Raw genomic sequence first — 20,568 nt, 5'->3', positions numbered from 1 at the left:
TCTTAATACAAAACAAAATATATGTAATACCAGAAATTCTTTCAGAAAAACAATTCAAAAAGGCTGTTACAGCTTTTAATGGTTTTATCCCAAAAAGAAAGAATTTATGATTATTATACAGAACGCAACATATATTCATCCCAACAAGGACATATTATTTCAGGAAATCAACTTGACTATAGCAGATCAAGAGAAAATTGCTTTGATAGGCAACAACGGTTCTGGAAAGTCTACTCTTTTAAAAGTTATAGCAGGTCAGTTACAGCTTAACAATGGCACTGTCAGCTGTGATTCCATACCCTATTATATTCCACAATTGCTCGATGAATATAAAGATCTGACCATCGCAGCAGCATTAGGTATTGAAGAAAAATTAAGAGCCTTCAAGGAGATTCTATTAGGAAATATGACTGAACATAATCTCGATCTCCTAAATGATGATTGGAGCATTGAAGATCGTTGTCAAAATGCACTTTCAGAATGGAAATTGACAGATATTTCTCTTGACCATAAAATCGGGGAACTGAGTGGTGGCCAGAAAACAAAGGTATTTTTAGCCTGTATTACCATTCAGGAACCTCAAATAATTTTAATGGATGAACCCAGCAACCATCTAGACCACGAATCTCGGGAATTGCTCTATCAATTTATCAAAGATTGTCGGAAGACCCTTTTAGTCGTTAGCCATGACCGGACTTTGCTTAACCTAATTCCTGAAATCGCTGAAATGACCAAACAAGGCATCGTGAAATATGGTGGGAATTACGAATTCTTTGCCGAACAAAAAGAACAGGCCATGAATGCATTGGACCATGACGTCAAATCTAAAGAAAAGGAACTTCGCAAAGCTCGGGAAAAGGAAAAAGAAGCCTTGGAAAGGCAGAATAAACTCAATGCCAGAGGAAAGAAAAAACAAGAAAAAGCTGGAATACCTAAGATATTGATGGGCGGATTGAAAAACAAAGCAGAAGGGAGTAGTGGAAAACTGAAAACTGTACATGAAGAGAAAATATCTGGAATCAGAATGACCCTCCAGGATCTTAGAACCAATTTGCCCGAAATTGACCAAATGAAATTTGGTTTTGAAGAATCTAGCTTACATATTGGCAAAACTCTAGCTGAAGCAAAAGAGGTCAACTTGAAAATTAACGGAAGAAATTTATGGCACCAAAATCTAAATTTCAAGATCAAATCGGGAGATAGAATTGCATTAAAAGGAACCAATGGATCTGGAAAGACAAGTTTAATAAATTTAATCATTGGAAATAGACAACCCACTTCCGGAGAAATCTCTCAAGCAAACTTCAATTACGTATATGTTGACCAAGACTATTCCTTGATCAAAACGGAAATGAAAGTTTACGATATGGCACAATCTTTCAACCATTCAGGACTCCAGGAACATGAAATAAAAATTAGGTTGAATAGGTTTTTGTTCTCCAAGGATACTTGGGACAAAAGTTGTCTGTTTCTTAGTGGTGGCGAAAGAATGAGGCTATTGTTATGCTGTTTAAATATTCAAAGCCAAGCCCCTGACATGATAATTTTAGATGAACCTACCAACAATATCGATATTCAAAACATTCAGATCTTGACCGCAGCAATTCAATCTTATCATGGCTGTCTTATCGTTGTTTCACATGATCAATATTTCATGAATGAAATAAATATTCAGGAAACAATACAGCTTGGTTAATAATAGACAATAGACATAAGACAATAGACATTAGAAACTGAACACCGCCATGGTTGGTGTCCCCACCAACCATCACTTTCGTTAAAACCAACCCCATCGGAGGCATGTTTGTTAAATTCTCTGCTATAATAGTGTCAGCCCGATGGGATTATACTATTTTCTTATCCAAGGTGGTGACTGCGGCACGGCTAGCCAACCCCAGAGGGGTGTAACTATTATAGAATGAATTTAGCACCCCAATGTAACCCTGTAGGGGTGCAACTATTATAGAAAAAAACAAGGCCATTGGCATATTTTCAGTGGCAGGTGTGGACAACTGCCACGGCGAGATAGCCCCATCGGGGTGAAATGCCAGAGGCATGAAATATTTCTTAAATGCCATCGGCATGGAATATCTATAGAAACGAAAATCGCATCAAACACCAACGCCGTAGGTGTGGCATGATTGTTAAATTCCCTGCTATAATAGTGTCATCCCGATGGGGTTATACTATTTTCTTATGCAAGGTGGTGACACTGTGGCACGGCGAGCCAACCCCAGAGGGGTGCAACTATTATAGAAATGATTATATAACCGCCATGCAACCCTGTAGGGGTGTCACTATAAATTTCTGTATTAAAAATCCATTACCTATTCTCCTTAACCAATTTCTACAGATTATTTAAACATAAATTTTATTTCTCCGTAAGAAAATAGTAAATTTCACCCGTATTAAGAAACAGATTTATCGATTTGATAAAAACTTGATCAAAACACAAACAAATATTAACACATAAGTGTTTGATTATAACAGAGTTTAACTTAAATTTGATTAATCAAAGCTCATTTAACCTTTTAACAATTATTAAAAAGTCCTCAATTAGAACCAAAGCATGAAAGATAAATTGCTATTCTTACTGTTCATTGCCTTTCTCATAGGTTGTAAAGAGGAGGACATGTCTCTAGTTGATGGAGGGTTAAATCAAGCTATCCTGGAGAAACATATCTGGAAAAATGAAATATTGATAGATGAAGTTTTTACAGATAATACAACTCCCGAACGTTATTCTAGATTTACTACTTTAAGTTTCACTGGTACTCAATATTCACATTCAATACAAGACTCTATAAAAGAGAACTTCTTAAATAATTCAAATGTTGATCCAACATCAGGAAGATTAAGAGAATTCTGGGGAGATTATACCATTGACCCAGTAGACTCAACATTGATCCTGTCCTATAGAGTTAATGAGAAAATTCAGTCTGCAATGAATATACCTTCCGATTCACTGGTAATATCTACAAAATATAAAATCCTCAAACTTTCCGAAAATGAACTAACCGTTCAGATGAGGAATGACTCAACCTCTTATATTTATAATACACCGATGACCTTTAAACCGGTCAAGTAAATTCATCAGAAATTTAAAATAATTATAATAACAAAAAGGAAAGACAATTTAATTGCCTTTCCTTTTCCAATTTATGTGAATTAATTAAAACGCGTAGCGAAGTCCCAATTGAATCTGGAATGGATTTCCATTTAAATTCGAAACTCCAGTTTTTGAAGTAATTTTATAATTATACTCTTGTTTAGCAGCATCAAAACTGTTGATTGTATATAGATTCTGCTTACCTAAATTATGCCCAACACCCCATTCTTTGTTCAATAGGTTTGCCACATTGAAAATATCTATAGAAGCTTCAATACCATGAGTTTTATAGAATTTGAATTCTTTGGCCAAGTGTAAATCAAATACTCCATAAAACCCATTTACACCACCATTTCTTTCCGCCACTCTTCCAATATTGCTATTGATATAATCCTTAATACTCTGTTCAGCATCTGGATCTTCCAGAATTTCGGTAATGCCTTTTCTAATATTTTCTGGCGTAGATGGATTATTAGGATCGAAAATAAATGCCAAATCATTTGAATTTACAAAATCCCCATTCACGTTGCCATCAACAGCCAATGAATACCTTGTTCCAGCAACTCCACTAAATCGTAATCCCATAGATACACCCCAAATTGATGGCATCGTACCATAAAACACAACTTTATGACGGTACTGATTATCAGAATAGGTCATCGTACTCAAATTACGTGGGTCATCCTTTACCATTAAAGATAAGGTTGCCGAGTTAGCCACATTCCCATTGTAGGAAGTATTGTCCCTTGAATCGTTCCAAGTATATGACATCGTTACCTGACCGTCTTTATAGTAACGGTAAGTACCATCAATAACGACTGTATAGGTATTGTTCTTACCCTCTGAATTCATTTCCAAAACTCGACCAATAGCCTTTGTTTTTCTTCCATTAACCCAGTTTGCAGCTCCATTTTTCTCATTAATAGTGTTTGCAGGTACAAAAACACCCCTATCTCCTTCATTCTTTAATCTGAAATATGGGTCATCCACCATGTTACGATCTACGTACATATAATTATTTCTTGCCCAAGTACCAAATGCGGTAATACCAACACGTAACGATGGTGTAAAGAAGTGATTTAGGGAAAGGTTCGCTTTATATACGGTAGGTACCTTTACATCTTTATTGTTCATATTGATTGTCACCAATTTCTCCACTCCAGGTTGGTTTAACAAGTCTTTCCCAGGCGCAGTATTGGGATCTTGTCTATACCCAGCAAAATTTGGCTTAGGCATCAATCGAGGGTCAATAATATCAACTCCAGCAATACGGGTTCCATCAAACAACATGTTGTTCAACATGGAATAAGGATTCAATGAGGAACCAAAAATCCCTCCACCAAAACGGATGATATTTTTTCTTTCTTCGTTCACATCCCATGTAAACTGAATCCTTGGTTGAATTTGGAATGTATTGATTCCATTATCTGTAGAAAGGCCTAACTCATCATAGACAGTTTGATTAAAATTTGCCTTTTTTAGGTACTGTGTGTTGTCCAATCTAAGACCAGCGACCACATCTAATCCTCTGGTAATTTTAGCCTCCATCTGACCATATAATCCTACTGCAAGGTTATTGACTTGTGTATTTTCTTTATCTGTAATATATACATCTCTGGCATAACGGTAAGGCGTCAGGTTATCAAAGTTTTCCATACCGGTGAAATAAAATCTACCGTTCATCTCGCTTCCATAACGGAAATCCATGTTTGTGTACATGATATCTGCCCCGAAGATGTATTTTATTTTTTCTGTATTATAATACAAGTTGTTCACAGCCTGCACCATATTTCCATGGAACCACTCAGGGGAAAAACGTTGACCACCAATTTGAATGCTTCTGCTATAATTGTTCGTGCCATCCGTCGAAGTTACCTTTTCTACAATAGCTCTTGGAATACTTTGATCCTGCCCAATACCTTTTACATTATGTAAAGCGTCGGAGCTTTCATAAAAGTGCTGAACCTTAAAATCATTGGTCAATCTTGGACTGATCGATGTTCTCAAGGATGCCATTAAACTATTATTGATATACTTCCTGTTCATATGGGATTCGTAGGCATTTATATTAGAATTGTCACCTTCTTGCTGATTATCCTTATCATAAACAAAGTTATTCCTTATGGTTAATAGATTTTTATCGTTCAATTGCCAGTCTATCCGGGCAAACGCGGCATCTGTAATTTTCTTTTTATCGAATGCACCAAATAATTGACTAGGATCAGTTCCATACTTCTGTTCAGCGATCGCAGAAAATTTGTCCAACGTTTCTTGAGTTACCTTATACCTGGCAATATCCTCAGCATTTTGAATATCCGCAATATACAATGGCCTTGTATCAGTTTGATGATCCCAAGCAACAAAGAAATGTGCTTTATCTTTGATAATCGGCCCCCCAAGAGAGAAACCATATTGGTAGGTAGAAAATTCTTGCTGCCTTGGAGTACCATTCAGATTATACTGACTAGATAACCAGTCCGTCCTACCGAATGTGAAAGCACTTCCTGTTAAGGTATTTGTACCAGATTTTGTGACGGTTGTAACACTTCCACCACCACTGCGACCATAAGTAACATCATAGTCATTGGTCACAACTTTAAATTCTCGAATAGCTTCCATAGAAATAGAATACGCACCACCACTGTTTCCTCCAGCTACAGTACTTCTGGAGTTCATACCATCAACAGTAAAGTTTGTAGATGAAGCTCGCTGACCAGCTAAGTTAGACCCTGTACTAATTGGAGACAGGTCTATCAATGAGGAGAAATTCCGACCATTAACTGGCATTTTCTTCAGCTCATTGGCAGTAATCGCCGTTGAGGACCCTAATGACCTAATCTTATTCTGCAATCCTTGACCTTGGATGACTACTTCGTCAATGTTGTTTGATTCGTTGGTCAATTCCAAGTTGACGGTGATCTCATCACCATAATTTAATTTATAATCTGTTTGTTTCTGTTCATGATAACCTAGGTGGTTGGCAGTAACAGTGTAAGGACCGCCAAGAGGCAGTTGTTGAAAGGTAAAAATTCCATTTTGATTGGTTACGGTTTTCTGACTAAAACCAGTGGATTCATTTCGCACTGTAATTGTTGTCCCATTTAGTGCTCCATCTGAATCAGTGATTCTCCCCGTAATGGTAGCCTCAGTACTTTGAGAGAAACCTGCAATTGGTAAACAAAATAGAAGTAATAGACAGAAAATAGTCTGGAAACTCAAATTTTTCAGCATAGTGTAGTTTTTCGTTTAGTTGATTAGCGATACGTAATTTTTGGTATCGTTTAATTTGGTCACGAAAGTATTGCTGAGATGTTTTGAAAACGTTACCTTGACATTAATTAATGTTTAAATTTTATTGAATTATCATTTTTAATATTACCTTTTCTTAAGAAAAAACGTGTAAAACTATTTCAAAAACAAGGATTTATAATGTTAATAAATACTTAATTTAAGGAAATAAAAAATCAAGGATTAAACATAAAAAATTGTAAAAAGCGACAATTGATTGTAACTTGATTGAGAATCCGTTCCAATTGCCATCAATAGATAAGTTGTTGGTTTGCCAATTCTTTTCAATTAAATTATATTTGATTCAAATCAGAAATTCCATGAGATTCGAAATCAAACCAACTGAAGAAGATTATCTAGCCTTTCAATTATTTGCAGCTTCACAGTCAGAAAGGATACAAAAAAGAATTAGAAATTCTAAATGGCTCATAAGTGGATTCTTTTTAATGTTTGCTCTTTTCTATTACTTCGACGGAGAAAATATATTCTTAACGATCTATTTTATTGCCTTCAGTTTAGCTTGTATTGTGTTTTACAAACGATATGCGCTTTGGATTTATAAAAGACATTATAAAAAACATGGACAAGAGGTTTATTCAAAGAAGTTCGATCAACCCGCAATTGTAGAATTTACCGAAAAAGCATTACACACAAGTGACTTCACTGGTGAAGGAAAATATTATTATAGTCAATTAATTTCTGCTCCTGAAACAGATAATCATTTTTTTATTACCCAAACTTCTGGTATTGGAATAATAATCCCTAAAAGAGATTTAAAAAATATTGATGAATTTCGGGATGAAATTCTATCTCACGGAATCCCAATTGAGTATTTTAAGGGATGGAAATGGTAAGAGCATGAATAAAAAAGGGCCTGCATCAAAGATTTGATGCAAGGCCCATCACCAATAACTAAACTTATCTATTTACCCAATTTATGGATTCAATAATTCATAAACCCTTACAAAATCCACTTGATAAACTGCTGGGAAGGCGGTATCATCAATACCTTTTAAACCGCCCCAATTGCCACCAACAGCCAAGTTCAGCAACCAATGAAACCTTTTGTCAAAAGGCCATACCCCACTGCCCTTGCCTTCATTAGGAAAATGTAGGATCTGCTCCCCATCAACAAAACCTCGAATGTATTCTGGCGTCCAGTCAACACGATATTCGTGAAATTCAGTGGTCGCATTTTGAATCTTCTTGATGGCTTCTTTTTGGGTGCCCTTAATATGATTGTAATCATTTGTATGCATCGTGATATGCACGACATCAGGTTCATAACCTACATGTTCTAAAATGTCGATCTCCCCAGAAGCTGGCCAACCGCCATAAGCCCAGTCAGTTGGCAACATCCATGCTGCCGGCCAAGTTCCCCTCCCTTGAGGAACCTTTGCCCTAACCACAAATCTTCCATACAGGAAATCTCCTTTCCCCTTACTGATCAATCTCGTAGACGTATATTCTGAACCTTCATATTTTTCCTTCCGCGCAGTAATACTTAAAATCCCATCTGCGATATTGACATTCTCAGGTCGTGCATCAGTATAGTATTGCAATTCATTGTTCCCCCAACCACTGTCTCCGATTCCAACATCATAACCCCATCTCTCCGTATTTGGCAACCCATCAACATCAAACTCATCAAACCAAACTGGAGTTTCCGAAAACTTATATTCCTTTGGCTTTGGAGCAGTAGGTGGTTCCGGCACAATAATATTGTTCACATTAGATTTATCTGAACATGACAATAGCACAAGTATAGGTAAGATCCAAAAACTCATATTTCTTCTCATTTTTTATTAATTTATAAAATAAAATTGACAGCCAATTAAAATGAACGTAACGTTATTGTCCACCAAGCATCACCACCAATATTCACTCCGATCTTCATAATATCATAACCAGCACCATCTTTATTCTTAGTCATTTCTAAAATATCATATAGAACAAAATCATTTGCAGGACCAGTGGCAGTTTCGCCACCATTATGTGCTTTTTTCACACCGATATGTGCTCCTTTTCCAACTAATCTCAGTTGTCCCAATTTTTTGACCCCAGCACCTTCAGTTACTGAAAACTTAAAAGTCCCGGAATTCCACAAAGCTTGATCACCCGTCAGGTTGGAGGCAGGCTCGCATCCTGTAGTTTTGTTTCCTAGATATCCGTCCGCAAAGAAATCACCTTTGTTATCATATCCAAATGTGCCCTCTGCGTTAAAAGAAAAAGTAAATTCATCATTGAACTCGCAAGCTCTACCTGTTACTTCGCCTTCACCACTACTCCACCAATCACCATTATCAGCTCCAGGACCAACTTTAAATGCTCCTGCCTGCGGATTCAGTTTCCATTTCTTTTGCGTGCAACTGGCAATAAAACCAAGTGCTGTTTTATCATCACAGGCATTCGGGTCGCTTTGTTTTACGGTGATCGCCTTCGTCACACTTGCCATTCCACCCTGACCCACAACATCTAGTTTCACATCATAGTTGCCAGCAAAAATCAAAGAAACCTCTACAACATCTCCAGTCAACTTCTGGCCGCTGGACACGATCGTCCAACTAGGAATAGTTGGGGTACTCGTAATGTTTTTCAGTTGTATACGTCCTGGCGCTACTTCAACTGCTTCAAACTCTGGATTTGGCAATGCGCTCAAAGTAAGGTTATCACCCTCAGGTCGGCAGGCAATGATGACCAACGAAAAAAGCATAACCTTCCATAGGTTCTTATTTAATATTTTGTTATATATCGTTTTCATAATTCAGTCAATTATTTAGTACCCCCATACTCTTTATTCTGCTCCAACTGTGTATTATCCAGCTCTAACAATGGAATCGGCAATACTTCGTGCTTACCTGCCACAAAACCTTTGCTAGATAACGCTGCTGCTGCATCTCCCCAACGGACCAAGTCAAACCAACGATGACCTTCACCAGCTAATTCTAGCCTACGCTCCCTTTTTATATTTTCAAAGGTTGCCGCTACTGCGCCTAAACCTACTCGAGAACGAACAGCATTCAATAAAGCTGCAGCTCTAGCTGTATTTCCACTTCCACGAACCAAGGCCTCTGCTTCCAATAAATAAGTATCTGCAAGACGTATATCATATATATTCTGTGGGAAATTTAACTCAAAAGAACCTGCACCAGTCCATCGATTGGATTCTCGACCAGCATATTTCTCTAGGAAATAACCCGTATCCATATAACCTGGTGTATATGATGCCGAACCATTTGCTTGCAATTGATGCATATCTGCCACTGTATATGGATATCTAGGATCTCCTTTGATCAAGTCTACAAGACCATTCGTCAAAGGTAAAAATCCCCATCCTGCTACATAATCGGGTGCCCCCGCACCTGCTGCATATCCACGGGGCCCGATCATGATGTTTAAGATGTTACCCTCTGTACAGTCAATACAACCCCAATCCCCAACAGAGGTATTGGTGAATGAAATTTCCAGGATAGACTCCGAATTGAATTTATTGCTTACCTTAAACAGGTCTGCATAATTTGACAATAACTTATAACCATATTTGCTGGTTTGCCCTGGCTCACCATTAACTTCCTTAAACTGATCCGCCGCTTGCGCAAATTTTTCCTGTTGTAAATAAACCTTGCCCAATAATGCTCTAGCAGTACCCTGTGACGCTCTACCAGCTTCCGTACTTAAGTTTAGATTGATAGGCAAAACAGGAATCGCTTCCGTCAAATCTTTTTCCATGGCGTTATAAACCTCTTGTGGTGCCGCTTGCGTAGTCTGATAAATAGCGTCGCCAACCAAAGGAGATAAAATCAAAGGAATATTCCGGAAATAACGAATCAGGTCAAAATAAAAATAGGCTCTCAAGAACTTGGCTTCAGCAGTAAATCTAGCCTTCTCATCATCTCCCATTGGAATATCTGGCAACTTCTGAAGTAATACGTTTGCTCTCATGATTCCCATATACCCTCTTCGCCAAAGGTCTTCCTGAGGACCTACTGCCGGACTAACCGTATAGTTGGACCATGCTTGGATATTTGGTAAGTCTGATGACCCACCGCCACCAGCTGAATGATCATCCGATGCCGCTGATGCAGCCAATATTTTAGTAACATAACTTGAACTCTGGAATCCCACAACATCGTACACCGCAACAAGACCATTGTATGCCTCCTGGCGATTCCGGTAGTAATTCTCTTCTAAATCAGTACCCCTAGGTTTTAGTTCTAAAAAGCTATCCGAACAAGATTGACCAAGTGTCGAAAATGCGATAAGTACTAAGAATAATTTATTATATAATTTCATTACAATTCTAGATTAAAATGCAACATTAAGTCCGAACATATAAGACCTTGCTTGCGGATAGATACCGCGGTCTATACTCATGATTCCACCACCAATCTCTGGATCAAATCCCGTATATTTCGTGAACGTCATTAGGTTCTCAGCCATGGCATATAGCCTGATCTTTTGAAGGCCAATTCTATTTGACAAGCTTCTTGGAAGTGAATAACCAATCTGAACAGTTTTCAATCGAAAATAGCTGCCATCCTCCAAGTAGAATTCAGAAGGATTTGTGAAATTATTGTTCGCATCAGCATCTGTTAAGCGTGGAAAATCGTTCGAACTACCTTCACCTGTCCATCTTCCTAATGCACGAGTCGAATAATTCGCATTATTGATATCTAACCTGCGCAAACCTTGAAAAACCTTATTGCCAGCAACTCCTTGCCCAAAAATCAAAGCATCAAAATTATTCCATTCCAAGTTTACGGTAAATCCGAAGGTCCAATTCGGAGTTGGATCACCAATGAATGTTCTATCATTGGCATCAATGACCCCATTTTCATCCAAATCTGCCCACTTGAAATCACCCGGGCGAGCATTCGGCTGAATCAACCCTCCTTCCGAGTTCTTATACGCTTCAATTTCTGCTTGGTTTTGAAATATTCCCATCGTTCTAAATCCATAAAAAGAATTGAAAGGCTGCCCTACCATTGTACGCGTAATATTGTAGGTGGAAGCTTGAAATCCAGCTCCATTCAAGAAACTAACCCCAGCACCAATGTCTGTAACCTCATTCCTTAAATACGAAGCATTACCATTAACCGAGAAATTAACTGCACCTAATCTGTTTTTATAGCCAAGTTCTAATTCAACCCCTGTATTCTTCATATCTGCAACATTGGCCGCAGGGTTTCCAATTGCTCCAACATAACCAGGTATGCGTGGATTCTGAAGGATGCCAGTCGTTACTTTGTTAAACCAATCAAATGTCAACGTGAAATTCGTTAAAAAACTCATCTCCAGTCCAATATTGGCCTGGCTGGTCTGCTCCCATCTCAAATCCGGATTGGAAGGTGCATTGGGACTATTGCCCACCGTATAAATGTCTGTTAACCCAATCGTATAATTACGGCCACCCCCAATGGTTGATAAATAAGCAAAGTCGCCGATATTATCATTACCCACAACTCCATAACCACCACGAATTTTTAACATGCTGATATTGGGATTATCCATCAAGAAATCCTCCTTACTAACGACCCAACCCAATGAAAATGATGGAAAAACCCCGTATTTGTTGTTAGAACCAAAACGTGAAGATCCATCTCTCCTGATCAATCCTTCAACCAAGTATTTTTCTTTATAGTTATAATTCAACCTGGCGAAAAGGGAAGAAACAGTATGACCAACATTCTCATAACCTGAAGAATTCTTCTGATCTGCAGGAATAGTATAGTTCAATGATGCATCATCAAAATTATTAACAGGAATATCAAAATAAGTCACATTTATTCCTCTGGCACGATTGTCATAATATGCACCCTGTCCAATTAAAGCCATGAAATTATGATCCTGCAAGCTATATTGATAAGAGATTGTATTTTCCAAGTTCCAATCAAAACCTCTATTTGTTCCACGTGTAAAATCATTTTGAGCTCTTTGCATTACAGCATTCAGGTAATATACCGGCGTGAAACTCTCATGCCCCCAAAATGATAATTTTGAACCTAGTGTCGAACGGATTTTCAAACCTTTGATAGGTTCAATTTCACCATATACATTACCAACAATATTATCAGACCATCCATAATTGCCCAATCTTGTTTGGATGTAAGCAAGAGGATTTGACATTTCTTGAGCAACATATTGAGAAATACCATATGGATTGCCGTTTGGATCACGTGGTACAGCTTGAGTTGAATATGGTAGACTAGGATTGTTGATAATCGTAGGATCTGTAATAATTAATGGAGTTGTAGGATCGAGGTTGATTGCTGAAGATAATGGTCCTCCAAACTCACTGTTTGTATTTCCCACACCTTGTCCCCTTTCATGCGAATAACCTAGGTTCTGACCAAATTTTAGCCATTTTGCAACCTTATGCTCCGAATTCAAACGGATATTATTTCTTTTATAATTGGATATTTCTGAAGCAACAATTCCTTCCTGTGTCAACAAACCAAATGATGTATAGAAAGTAGAAACCTCGTTACCACCACTGATACTTAATTCATGGTTTTGGCGGAATGCATTTCTGTTGAATATATGCTCCTGCCAATCAGTACCTTCTCCTAATGACGCAGGATCGCTAAAAGGTAATGCATTTCCTGCAGCAAGGGCAGCTTCATTTCTAAGTGTAGCATATTCCGTAGCATTCAACAAACTTAGTTTTCTTGCCGGTGCCGAACTTCCCAAAAATGTATTATAATTAATGCGGATAGCGCCTTGAGCACCTTTCTTTGTTGTTACTAAGATAACTCCCGCAGCAGCTCTAGCTCCATAAATTGCTTGTGAGGATGCATCCTTTAAAACCTCAATAGACTCGATATCTGATTGGTTTAAGTAACCTATACCACCAGCATCAACGACAACGCCATCTACGACCCACAAAGGATTATTATTTCCAAAGGTTGTAAATCCACGAATCCGAATGGTTGATGATGCTCCAGGTTCACCTGAATTAGATGCAATGGTCAATCCTGAAGCTCGACCTTGAAGTGATTGCTCCAAACGAGTTACCGGCATAGTTTCAAGATCGCTGCCCTTAACACTACTTATAGCCCCAGTTACCACACTCTTTTTCTGAGTACCATAACCTACGACTACAATTTCTTCCAGCTCATCCCAACCGTCTTGCAATTGAATATTGTACACACCAGATTGAGTAACCTCGATTTGTTGGGAGATCTTGCCTATCTGTGAAAATCTCACTACTGCACTTTCACCAGGAAATTCAAGGGCATATTGGCCGGTTGCATTGGTACTCGTTGCCTGCCTCTTTCCTTCAACGGTTACAGTTACCCCAGAGATGGTCTCCCCAGTGGTTGAAGACGTAACCTGCCCGCGGATTGATAAAGTCTGAGCCATCAAATCCGTCGCAGAAATACACATACAAATCAATAGAAATGCATGCAAAATTTTAAATCTCATAAATGGAAAATAATTAAACATGGTTATAAATTTGAAAAAACATCAAAGGCTTGGTTATGACCTGAGATGATATTTCAAAGTTATCTGAGAGAAAAACATGATGTACTTTTTAGCCCAAACAATCACCACTACAGAAGAGAAAAAATTGACTCATTCGAATATTTTACCATCCTACAAATACACTACATCAAGATGTTTAAACACTGATTATCAACGCAATAAAACCACTCATTCTGGATTTTAAGTTTTAGCGCATTTTTAAGGATTATTACAATATAATCGGTTTATAAATTGGACTTTTCTGGTTTAGCAAACTCCAAAAGATAATCGTAAAGATTAATTTCTGGATCAATCTTTAGTTTTTTCCGAAGCCTGTATCGACTTACTTCAACGGCTTTTGCTGTGACATGCATCAGTTGGGCGATTTCTTTGGAGGATAGATTCATCCTAATAAAAGCACATAACTGCAATTCCTTTTGAGTCAATTCAGGATGTTCTTTTTTCAGGCGAAGGAAGAAATTTTCATTGGCATGATTAAAATGGATATTAAATTTCTCCCAATCCTCATTCGCCTGTTCTGCAGAACGTATGATCCTTGTCAATTGCTTGAAATTAGTTTTGAGCTCATGATCTTTTAACCCCTCAATAGATTTATTGATGCCATCCTTGATCTTACCAAGTGCCTCGCCACGTTGAATAATATTCATCGTCAAATTAGCAAGTTCCTTATCCATATACCCTATTTCTGCCTCCAGGTTCTGGTTGCGTAACTTGATGACTTCTTTCTCCTTCTTCTCAATCTCTAGCTGCCGAACTTGTAACTCCTGTTGATGCAACCTCCTCAGTTTTTTTCGCTGCATCGCTAATATCCAAAATGGAAAGGATATAAAGAAAATAGCATATAACACAAACATCAAGGGATGCAAATACCATGGCGGAGAGATAGTAAAAGAAATAAACTCTTCAATAGACTCGTTCCCTACCCCATTCCGAGATTTAATCTTGAAGACATAATCCCCAGGCCTCAAATTCGTATATTCTTTTTCGCCTTTGTTGCTCCAAGAAGACCATTGAGTCTCTAAGCCCTCAAGCAAATAACTATATTCCACTTGCTCCTGCTGTTCATAATTTGTGGAACTGAATTCAAAATGTATGGTATTGAAGGCATAAGGTATTTTTCGTTCTTTAGACTCCTTATGACCATTTCCACCAAAAATAACCTGTTCTTCTTTGGCGCGATTGGAAGTTTTAATTAATCTTAGTAATACATTCGGCTTTACAGCTTTCTCGAGATAGTCTTTATAATTAAGTAAAATACCACCTTTTTGCCCATTGATAAACACGTTCTCTAGGTCATGAACATAAACAGATTCAAAACCACCCAAAATCTTCCCATTGAGCATAGGGAAATGATTCATAAAAAACTGTCTGTCTTTACTCGAATTTGAGTAATCCAATACACTCAAACGTTTATTGCTTACAAACCATATATTACCATATTTATCTTCTTTCATATATTGAATTGGCAATCCATGGAGGACAGACAAACTTGCAGATTTTACAAATTGATCGCTGCTATCATCATACTCATAAATAAAATTGGGATTGCAGACAACAACCTTATTCTTTATAAAAAACAAATAATTATGTAGAATAGACGACTCTGCTTCCGGAAATGTATACCTCTTTTCTTTGATTACATTCTTAAAATCTTTTGATAACCACAACTTGGATACTCCCCTATAAGGATGTGAAACCCATACAGCATTTGCATTATCATCATAATGAATAAATCGCAACGATTCATTCGACTTGTTAATATGACCTAAATCCTTAAAATCTGTCCCATCAAACTCCATTAACCAAAGTCCACCATAGGTTCCTGATATCAATCTCTCAAAGGGCAATACTCGGGTTGTAGCTTTATGCATCCATGTTCCAATGGATCTGTAAATGGCATTTGCATTTCCATCCTTAATCTCAAAGCTACCGTCCTCATGCGCCATTAATAGCCTGCCATTAAATTCATTGAGCGACCAAACTTGACCATCACTATGCGCAATCTTCTTAAAATCCGCCCGCGCCATCCCAATATCTTGTCCCAGTGACCCATTGGGCAAAACAGTAGCATAAAGACCGCTTGAGGTACCGATATATAGACTGTTGCCAAATATAAGATGCGAATATGCGCTGACGGTAGTATTTTTATCCGGTTGAATATATCCTATACTGCTGTTAATAGTGATGTAATCAATTCCGTCATCTGTTGCCAACCATAAGTTGGAATTTTTGTCGGTGAATATTGATCGGATATGGTTCGTTTGTAATCCGCCTTTATAGACATAGTGCTGCATAACATCTCCTGCACCATTGATAATAAACAAGCCACCTGAATTAGTGCCAATAGCATATCGATTGTTGGACAAATCCTGAAGGCCAGAAATTCGAAGGGAATTTAAATTAGGGTATCCCTTCACCGCTTTGGGAACAACAGTTCCTTGGGCATAGATAAAAAGACCATTCCTAAGTGTTGAGATTAATAAAGTATCCGTATTGAAATTAGCTATATCAGTGATGACGTCATAAGAGATTTCTGAAGACTGAAGAATAGATTTCCAAATACCATTTTCATATTGCATCAAACCCATTTCTGCTTCATGAGCGAACATCTTTCCGTTCACCTGACCCAAAAACTGCCAGCTGCTCTTTGCCCGGTCGACAATTATTTTATTATGACTTAGCCTAAAGATGTAGAGGGATGTGTGGAAGAAAATATCATCTCCCAAAATCTCGGTATGCCACACATCAGAAAAAAAACGTTCTCCTTCTTGAATTTTATCTTTTAAGGAATGGAAAATAAGCATCCCCTTTTCATCCCCTTCAAAATATCCGAGCTCATCTTGTCCTCCAACATAAATCCTATCATTCTTATCAATAGCAACAGAACGGACAACCGTGGCATTCGGAAGCGGATAAATTCGCCAATTCCTGCCGTCAAAGGAAAGTAAACCCTCGTTATTGCCAAAATACATCACTCCCTTGGAATCCTGCGCAACTCCCCAATTCTGCAAGCCACCCTTATATATGCTACTTGAATAATTAAAGATCTGTGGTTTAGAAATTGTGCCCTGAGCAAAACTATCTACTGAAATAATCGATAAAATCAGAAACAAAAATCTAAAGCAATAGTTCATAAAAATATAATTGGAGATAACCTATAGGTTAATATTCGATGTGTAATATTACAAAATAAATCTTTAAAATATTGAATTAGCTTTCTTTAGAGATGTCAATCGCTCAACAGTCTAAATACAATGCCTAAACGGGCTTGCCAATAACTTCTTGACACTTCGTTGAGTCTAGTATATCCTTGAGATCCATCAGCCATAAAAGATAGATCATTTCCGTCTCCAGTATTGGCATAAAGATAACCTAAATCCAAGAGCAGCTTTATTTTGTGATTGATTCTCAACATCGGCGTTAATGAACCTAGGATCTGAAACCCCTTGGCAGAATGCTCAAAACTTTTTGGATGTGCAAATTGAGTCATTAAATTCCAGTTCGCATCTGCAGAATAATTGATCTGATGATATTGTAAATTGGTCTGTACAGTAAATTTCTCATTGGGTTTATAAAATAAATTAAATCCAGCATAAGGACCTTTCCAGTTAGATTTATAAGAACTATTCAAAGTGATTCCACCTTGTTCTATTCTGTCATCAGACAACCAATAAGTATGAGATGAAAACTTATAACCCAAATTAGGAACAAGCTCTAAAGATTCGCTTGGATAAAAATGGTATCCTGCATGAGTAAAGACCGAGTAGTCTGAACCTTTTTTATTTTTGATATGTAACTGGTAAGAAGGGTTCGTTCTATTATCTTCCAGATAATCTATGTCCGAGACATTTCCACTGATCGTTTTCCCAAAACTTCCCCCAGCCTCAACAGAAAAACGATTCCCAAATTGATAATGGCCAGAGACTGAAAAATCGGCAATCACCAAATCTGTCCATTTTAACTCTGATTTGATATTGGGGTTCGATCCTTGTAAATTTCCGGCTATGGACCAATTCATGTTTTCAAACCTAAACCCGGCAGTCCCTTTTACAAAAAGTTTATCGTCAGTCTGACCATGGATCATGGATAGCATGAAAATTTCCAACAAACAAAAAACAAAAGATAATATTCTATAAAGCATAAAACATAATAACAAAAACACCAGTGACCCGATGGATCACTGGTTAACTTTGGGAATTTATTAATACTAATTAAATGTAAAAGTTTCCCAGGCTTGTGGATTATCCCGTTGGCAAGTCATAGGATTGACCCCATTTTCTGAGGAAACATATTTTCCATTATTACCTCTTAATGCGACTTTACCATCCGGCATAACTTCCCAAGTGAATTTTTCCCAATCACCGATACTTGGACGATTACAGGTCATTGGACCATTTCCGTTTTCAGAAGACAAATACTTGTTCATACTGCGCAAAGCTACCTTCCCATTGCCAGCATCAACTACCGTAAATCGTTCCCATGCTTGAGCATTCGGACGGTTACAAATCACAGGATTCTCACCGTTTTGGCCACTTACAAATTGATTGTTATTTCCTTTCAATGTAATGGTACGACCGATAATGGATTGGTTATTCTCCATTTTATAAACACGCACATAATCCACTTCCATTCTACGTGGCCAAATATTTGGATCAGGATCTCCTCCCCAGTCTCCTCCTACTGCTAGATTTAGAATAATATGAAAATCATGGTTAAATGGCCAAGATCCCCATCCAGAATAATCATTATAAACAGTATAATATTTATTGTTGTCCACAAAGAAATCAATGCGGTCAGGTGACCATTCAACCGCATAGACATGATAGGCTGTTGTCGCATCTCCTACATAAGTTTTACCAGTCCGCTGATTCCCAATTCTAAAGTAATAATCCCTACTGTGTACCGATCCATGAACTTGGTTTTGATCCTTGCCAACGTGTTCCAAAATATCAATTTCACCACAATTGGGCCACCAATAATTGGTGGTATTGTTCCAACCATATTTCGTTTCATCATTTGGATAAAGCCAGAATGCTGGCCATGTTCCCCATCCCGCAGGGACTTTCACTCTTGCCTCCATCCTTCCGTAGGTCCATCCCACTTTGGAGTTTAATCTACCAGATGTGTACTCATGGCCATTGTGCCAATCCCTCCTGGCCTCGATAACAAGGTGCCCGTTCTCTACACGTGTGTTTTCAAGACGGTTCGTATAGGCTTGCTTCTCATTATTGACACGCCCAGGATCCCAGATTTCATGACTCCATTTTTGACTGTTAGGAAGACCTGAATAATTGAACTCATCTGACCAAACCAAGTTGTAAGTAACAGCTCTAGCAGCAGTTTTCCATTCCTCGATTTGGTTCTCAGCAATTGTTGTCTCTTTTTTACAAGAAACAGTACCGAGCATGGCCAATAGGGACATAGCCCAAGGGATGCTCTTCGCCCATTTAATTTGAAAGATTCTCATAATAAAATTTGGTTTATAGTTTAATTGTGTTTTTCTTTAACATAGGTTATTGAGAATTCCCAAATCCAAACATTTAATTCCTTCAAAAGGATATTAATTTCCAGACAGGAAAACCGATATTAAAGTTCCAATAAAACTTTCAAGCTAAAGGAAATTCTAAGCCCTACTTAGTCACTACAGAATCTTATTCGAAGGGAATAAAAATCTAAATTTGCCACCACAAATACACTACAGCACCATGATAACAACCTGATTTTTAACTAATTGATAATTGTAAAAATTTTATTACTTCAAGCTCAATGACATCGTTTTAACATGAGAATATTGACCTTCTTTCTTAAAAAAGTTTTTAATGGTCCCATTGTCCATAAAGCCCATTTTTTCATAAAGAGCAAGTCCCAATTGATTATCGGTATAGACTTGTAACCAAAGGAGTTCGAGTATCGGATTTTTCCTTGCCCATTCTATAACAGCGGCTAATAACGATGATCCAAGACCAGAATTTCTCCATTCCAAAATCATCCCCATCCCGATAACTGCGGTATGTTCCATTATTTTCCGTCTGCTTCCGGTTAGGTCAATATTACCAATAACCTCTCCCTCGTATTCTGCCAATAATAAGATAGAATTAGGGCTATCCAAAAAAGATTGAATCCAATCCTGCTCCTGTTCAATGGTAACTTTGATCTCTTCTTCCAATTTGGGGACGTATTCACTTTGGGGAATATAAGTCTTGATACATTTCAATAATTTTTCAGCATCCAAAACTTGGGCTTCTCGGATCAAAACATGCTTACCGTTCTTTAATACAAGTGATTTTGGGGAAAAGGAAGACATAAATCTTTAGGGCTATAAATTAGGATGGTAATCACGATCGATTTGATCGCTGAGTTCAGGATGTTTTTTAACATATTTGGCTACAAAAGGACAGTAAACCATTACTCTCTTATTCTTGGCTTTTGCGAAGGCAAATGCCTCTTCAGCTAAAGCTGAAGCAACCCCCTGCCCCTGCATACTTTCTGGCACGACCGTATGCATCATGGCAATATCTTTTTTATAAAAACGATACTCTAACCTAGCAATTTCACCATCCTGGTGAAACTCAAATTGCAGGTTGTCCTCATTATTGATGATATCCATAGTATAAAAATATGATCTTAATGAAAGTTACGGAAAATCAATTTAATAAAATCGAATTATAGAGTCATTTAGGTATGAA

Annotated in this window: 13 protein-coding genes; 3 read left to right on the top strand and 10 right to left on the bottom strand. The window is 37.7% G+C overall.

Going from position 1 to position 20,568, the window contains the following annotated elements; genetic code table 11:
* Positions 1–106: 106 nt before the first annotated feature.
* Both CRT24_RS02280 and CRT24_RS02270 read left to right on the top strand, forming a co-directional pair.
* Positions 107–1,696 (top strand): ABC-F family ATP-binding cassette domain-containing protein, encoded by a 1,590-nt coding sequence (locus CRT24_RS02280; RefSeq protein ID WP_099369643.1) that lies wholly within the window; start codon positions 107–109, stop codon positions 1,694–1,696.
* Between the two features lie 873 nt (positions 1,697–2,569).
* The gene (locus CRT24_RS02270) at positions 2,570–3,088 is read left to right on the top strand and encodes a hypothetical protein (RefSeq protein WP_099369641.1); all 519 of its coding nucleotides are present in this window, start codon (positions 2,570–2,572) and stop codon (positions 3,086–3,088) included.
* Between the two features lie 84 nt (positions 3,089–3,172).
* Here CRT24_RS02270 and CRT24_RS02265 read toward each other — a convergent pair whose 3' ends face one another.
* Complete coding sequence (locus CRT24_RS02265; protein WP_099369640.1) at positions 3,173–6,340, bottom strand: TonB-dependent receptor; 3,168 nt, start codon at positions 6,338–6,340, stop codon at positions 3,173–3,175.
* Between the two features lie 377 nt (positions 6,341–6,717).
* Between CRT24_RS02265 and CRT24_RS02260 the strand changes: the two genes are divergently transcribed.
* Positions 6,718–7,251 carry a YcxB family protein gene (locus CRT24_RS02260; protein WP_144034484.1) on the top strand — a complete coding sequence of 178 codons (534 nt, stop codon included), beginning with the start codon at positions 6,718–6,720 and terminating at the stop codon, positions 7,249–7,251.
* A gap of 81 nt (positions 7,252–7,332) precedes the next feature.
* On the opposite strand, the gene CRT24_RS02255 is transcribed toward CRT24_RS02260, so the two are convergent.
* The 9 genes from CRT24_RS02255 to CRT24_RS02215 all read right to left on the bottom strand — a co-directional run bounded on the left by CRT24_RS02255 (position 7,333) and on the right by CRT24_RS02215 (position 20,489).
* On the bottom strand, positions 7,333–8,196 hold the full coding sequence (locus tag CRT24_RS02255; protein ID WP_257213940.1) for a glycoside hydrolase family 16 protein: 864 nt from the start codon (positions 8,194–8,196) through the stop codon (positions 7,333–7,335).
* Between the two features lie 35 nt (positions 8,197–8,231).
* Positions 8,232–9,158, bottom strand: a complete 927-nt coding sequence (locus tag CRT24_RS02250) for a hypothetical protein (protein WP_099369637.1) — start codon at positions 9,156–9,158, stop codon at positions 8,232–8,234.
* Positions 9,159–9,169: 11 nt separating this feature from the next.
* Positions 9,170–10,690, bottom strand: coding sequence for a RagB/SusD family nutrient uptake outer membrane protein (locus CRT24_RS02245; RefSeq protein ID WP_099369636.1), 1,521 nt, complete (start codon positions 10,688–10,690; stop codon positions 9,170–9,172).
* A 12-nt stretch (positions 10,691–10,702) separates the two neighbouring features.
* Positions 10,703–13,822: a TonB-dependent receptor gene (locus CRT24_RS02240; protein ID WP_099369689.1), complete on the bottom strand. Its 3,120-nt coding sequence runs from the start codon at positions 13,820–13,822 to the stop codon at positions 10,703–10,705.
* 284 nt (positions 13,823–14,106) lie between these two features.
* Positions 14,107–17,016: a triple tyrosine motif-containing protein gene (locus CRT24_RS02235; RefSeq protein WP_099369635.1), complete on the bottom strand. Its 2,910-nt coding sequence runs from the start codon at positions 17,014–17,016 to the stop codon at positions 14,107–14,109.
* A gap of 95 nt (positions 17,017–17,111) precedes the next feature.
* Complete coding sequence (locus CRT24_RS02230) at positions 17,112–17,975, bottom strand: hypothetical protein (protein WP_144034483.1); 864 nt, start codon at positions 17,973–17,975, stop codon at positions 17,112–17,114.
* Between the two features lie 114 nt (positions 17,976–18,089).
* Positions 18,090–19,349, bottom strand: coding sequence for a family 16 glycosylhydrolase (locus CRT24_RS02225; protein WP_099369633.1), 1,260 nt, complete (start codon positions 19,347–19,349; stop codon positions 18,090–18,092).
* Positions 19,350–19,634: 285 nt separating this feature from the next.
* Positions 19,635–20,186, bottom strand: coding sequence for a GNAT family N-acetyltransferase (locus CRT24_RS02220; protein ID WP_099369632.1), 552 nt, complete (start codon positions 20,184–20,186; stop codon positions 19,635–19,637).
* 12 nt (positions 20,187–20,198) lie between these two features.
* On the bottom strand, positions 20,199–20,489 hold the full coding sequence (locus CRT24_RS02215) for a GNAT family N-acetyltransferase (RefSeq protein ID WP_099369631.1): 291 nt from the start codon (positions 20,487–20,489) through the stop codon (positions 20,199–20,201).
* Between the last annotated feature and the right edge of the window lie 79 nt (positions 20,490–20,568).

Source organism: Sphingobacterium sp. 1.A.5 (assembly GCF_002734235.1).
GTDB classification, from domain to species: domain Bacteria; phylum Bacteroidota; class Bacteroidia; order Sphingobacteriales; family Sphingobacteriaceae; genus Sphingobacterium; species Sphingobacterium daejeonense.
This window is presented reverse-complemented; position numbering and strand designations above follow the sequence as displayed.

Bases quoted from the DNA above. Each gene is read 5' to 3' on its own strand.
- CRT24_RS02280 (WP_099369643.1), top strand. From the start codon at position 107: ATGATTATTATACAGAACGCAACATATATTCATCCCAACAAGGACATA.
- CRT24_RS02270 (WP_099369641.1), top strand. From the start codon at position 2,570: ATGAAAGATAAATTGCTATTCTTACTGTTCATTGCCTTTCTCATAGGT.
- CRT24_RS02265 (WP_099369640.1), bottom strand. From the start codon at position 6,340: ATGCTGAAAAATTTGAGTTTCCAGACTATTTTCTGTCTATTACTTCTA.
- CRT24_RS02260 (WP_144034484.1), top strand. From the start codon at position 6,718: ATGAGATTCGAAATCAAACCAACTGAAGAAGATTATCTAGCCTTTCAA.
- CRT24_RS02255 (WP_257213940.1), bottom strand. From the start codon at position 8,196: ATGAGAAGAAATATGAGTTTTTGGATCTTACCTATACTTGTGCTATTG.
- CRT24_RS02250 (WP_099369637.1), bottom strand. From the start codon at position 9,158: ATGAAAACGATATATAACAAAATATTAAATAAGAACCTATGGAAGGTT.
- CRT24_RS02245 (WP_099369636.1), bottom strand. From the start codon at position 10,690: ATGAAATTATATAATAAATTATTCTTAGTACTTATCGCATTTTCGACA.
- CRT24_RS02240 (WP_099369689.1), bottom strand. From the start codon at position 13,822: ATGAGATTTAAAATTTTGCATGCATTTCTATTGATTTGTATGTGTATT.
- CRT24_RS02235 (WP_099369635.1), bottom strand. From the start codon at position 17,016: ATGAACTATTGCTTTAGATTTTTGTTTCTGATTTTATCGATTATTTCA.
- CRT24_RS02230 (WP_144034483.1), bottom strand. From the start codon at position 17,975: ATGCTATCCATGATCCATGGTCAGACTGACGATAAACTTTTTGTAAAA.
- CRT24_RS02225 (WP_099369633.1), bottom strand. From the start codon at position 19,349: ATGAGAATCTTTCAAATTAAATGGGCGAAGAGCATCCCTTGGGCTATG.
- CRT24_RS02220 (WP_099369632.1), bottom strand. From the start codon at position 20,186: ATGTCTTCCTTTTCCCCAAAATCACTTGTATTAAAGAACGGTAAGCAT.
- CRT24_RS02215 (WP_099369631.1), bottom strand. From the start codon at position 20,489: ATGGATATCATCAATAATGAGGACAACCTGCAATTTGAGTTTCACCAG.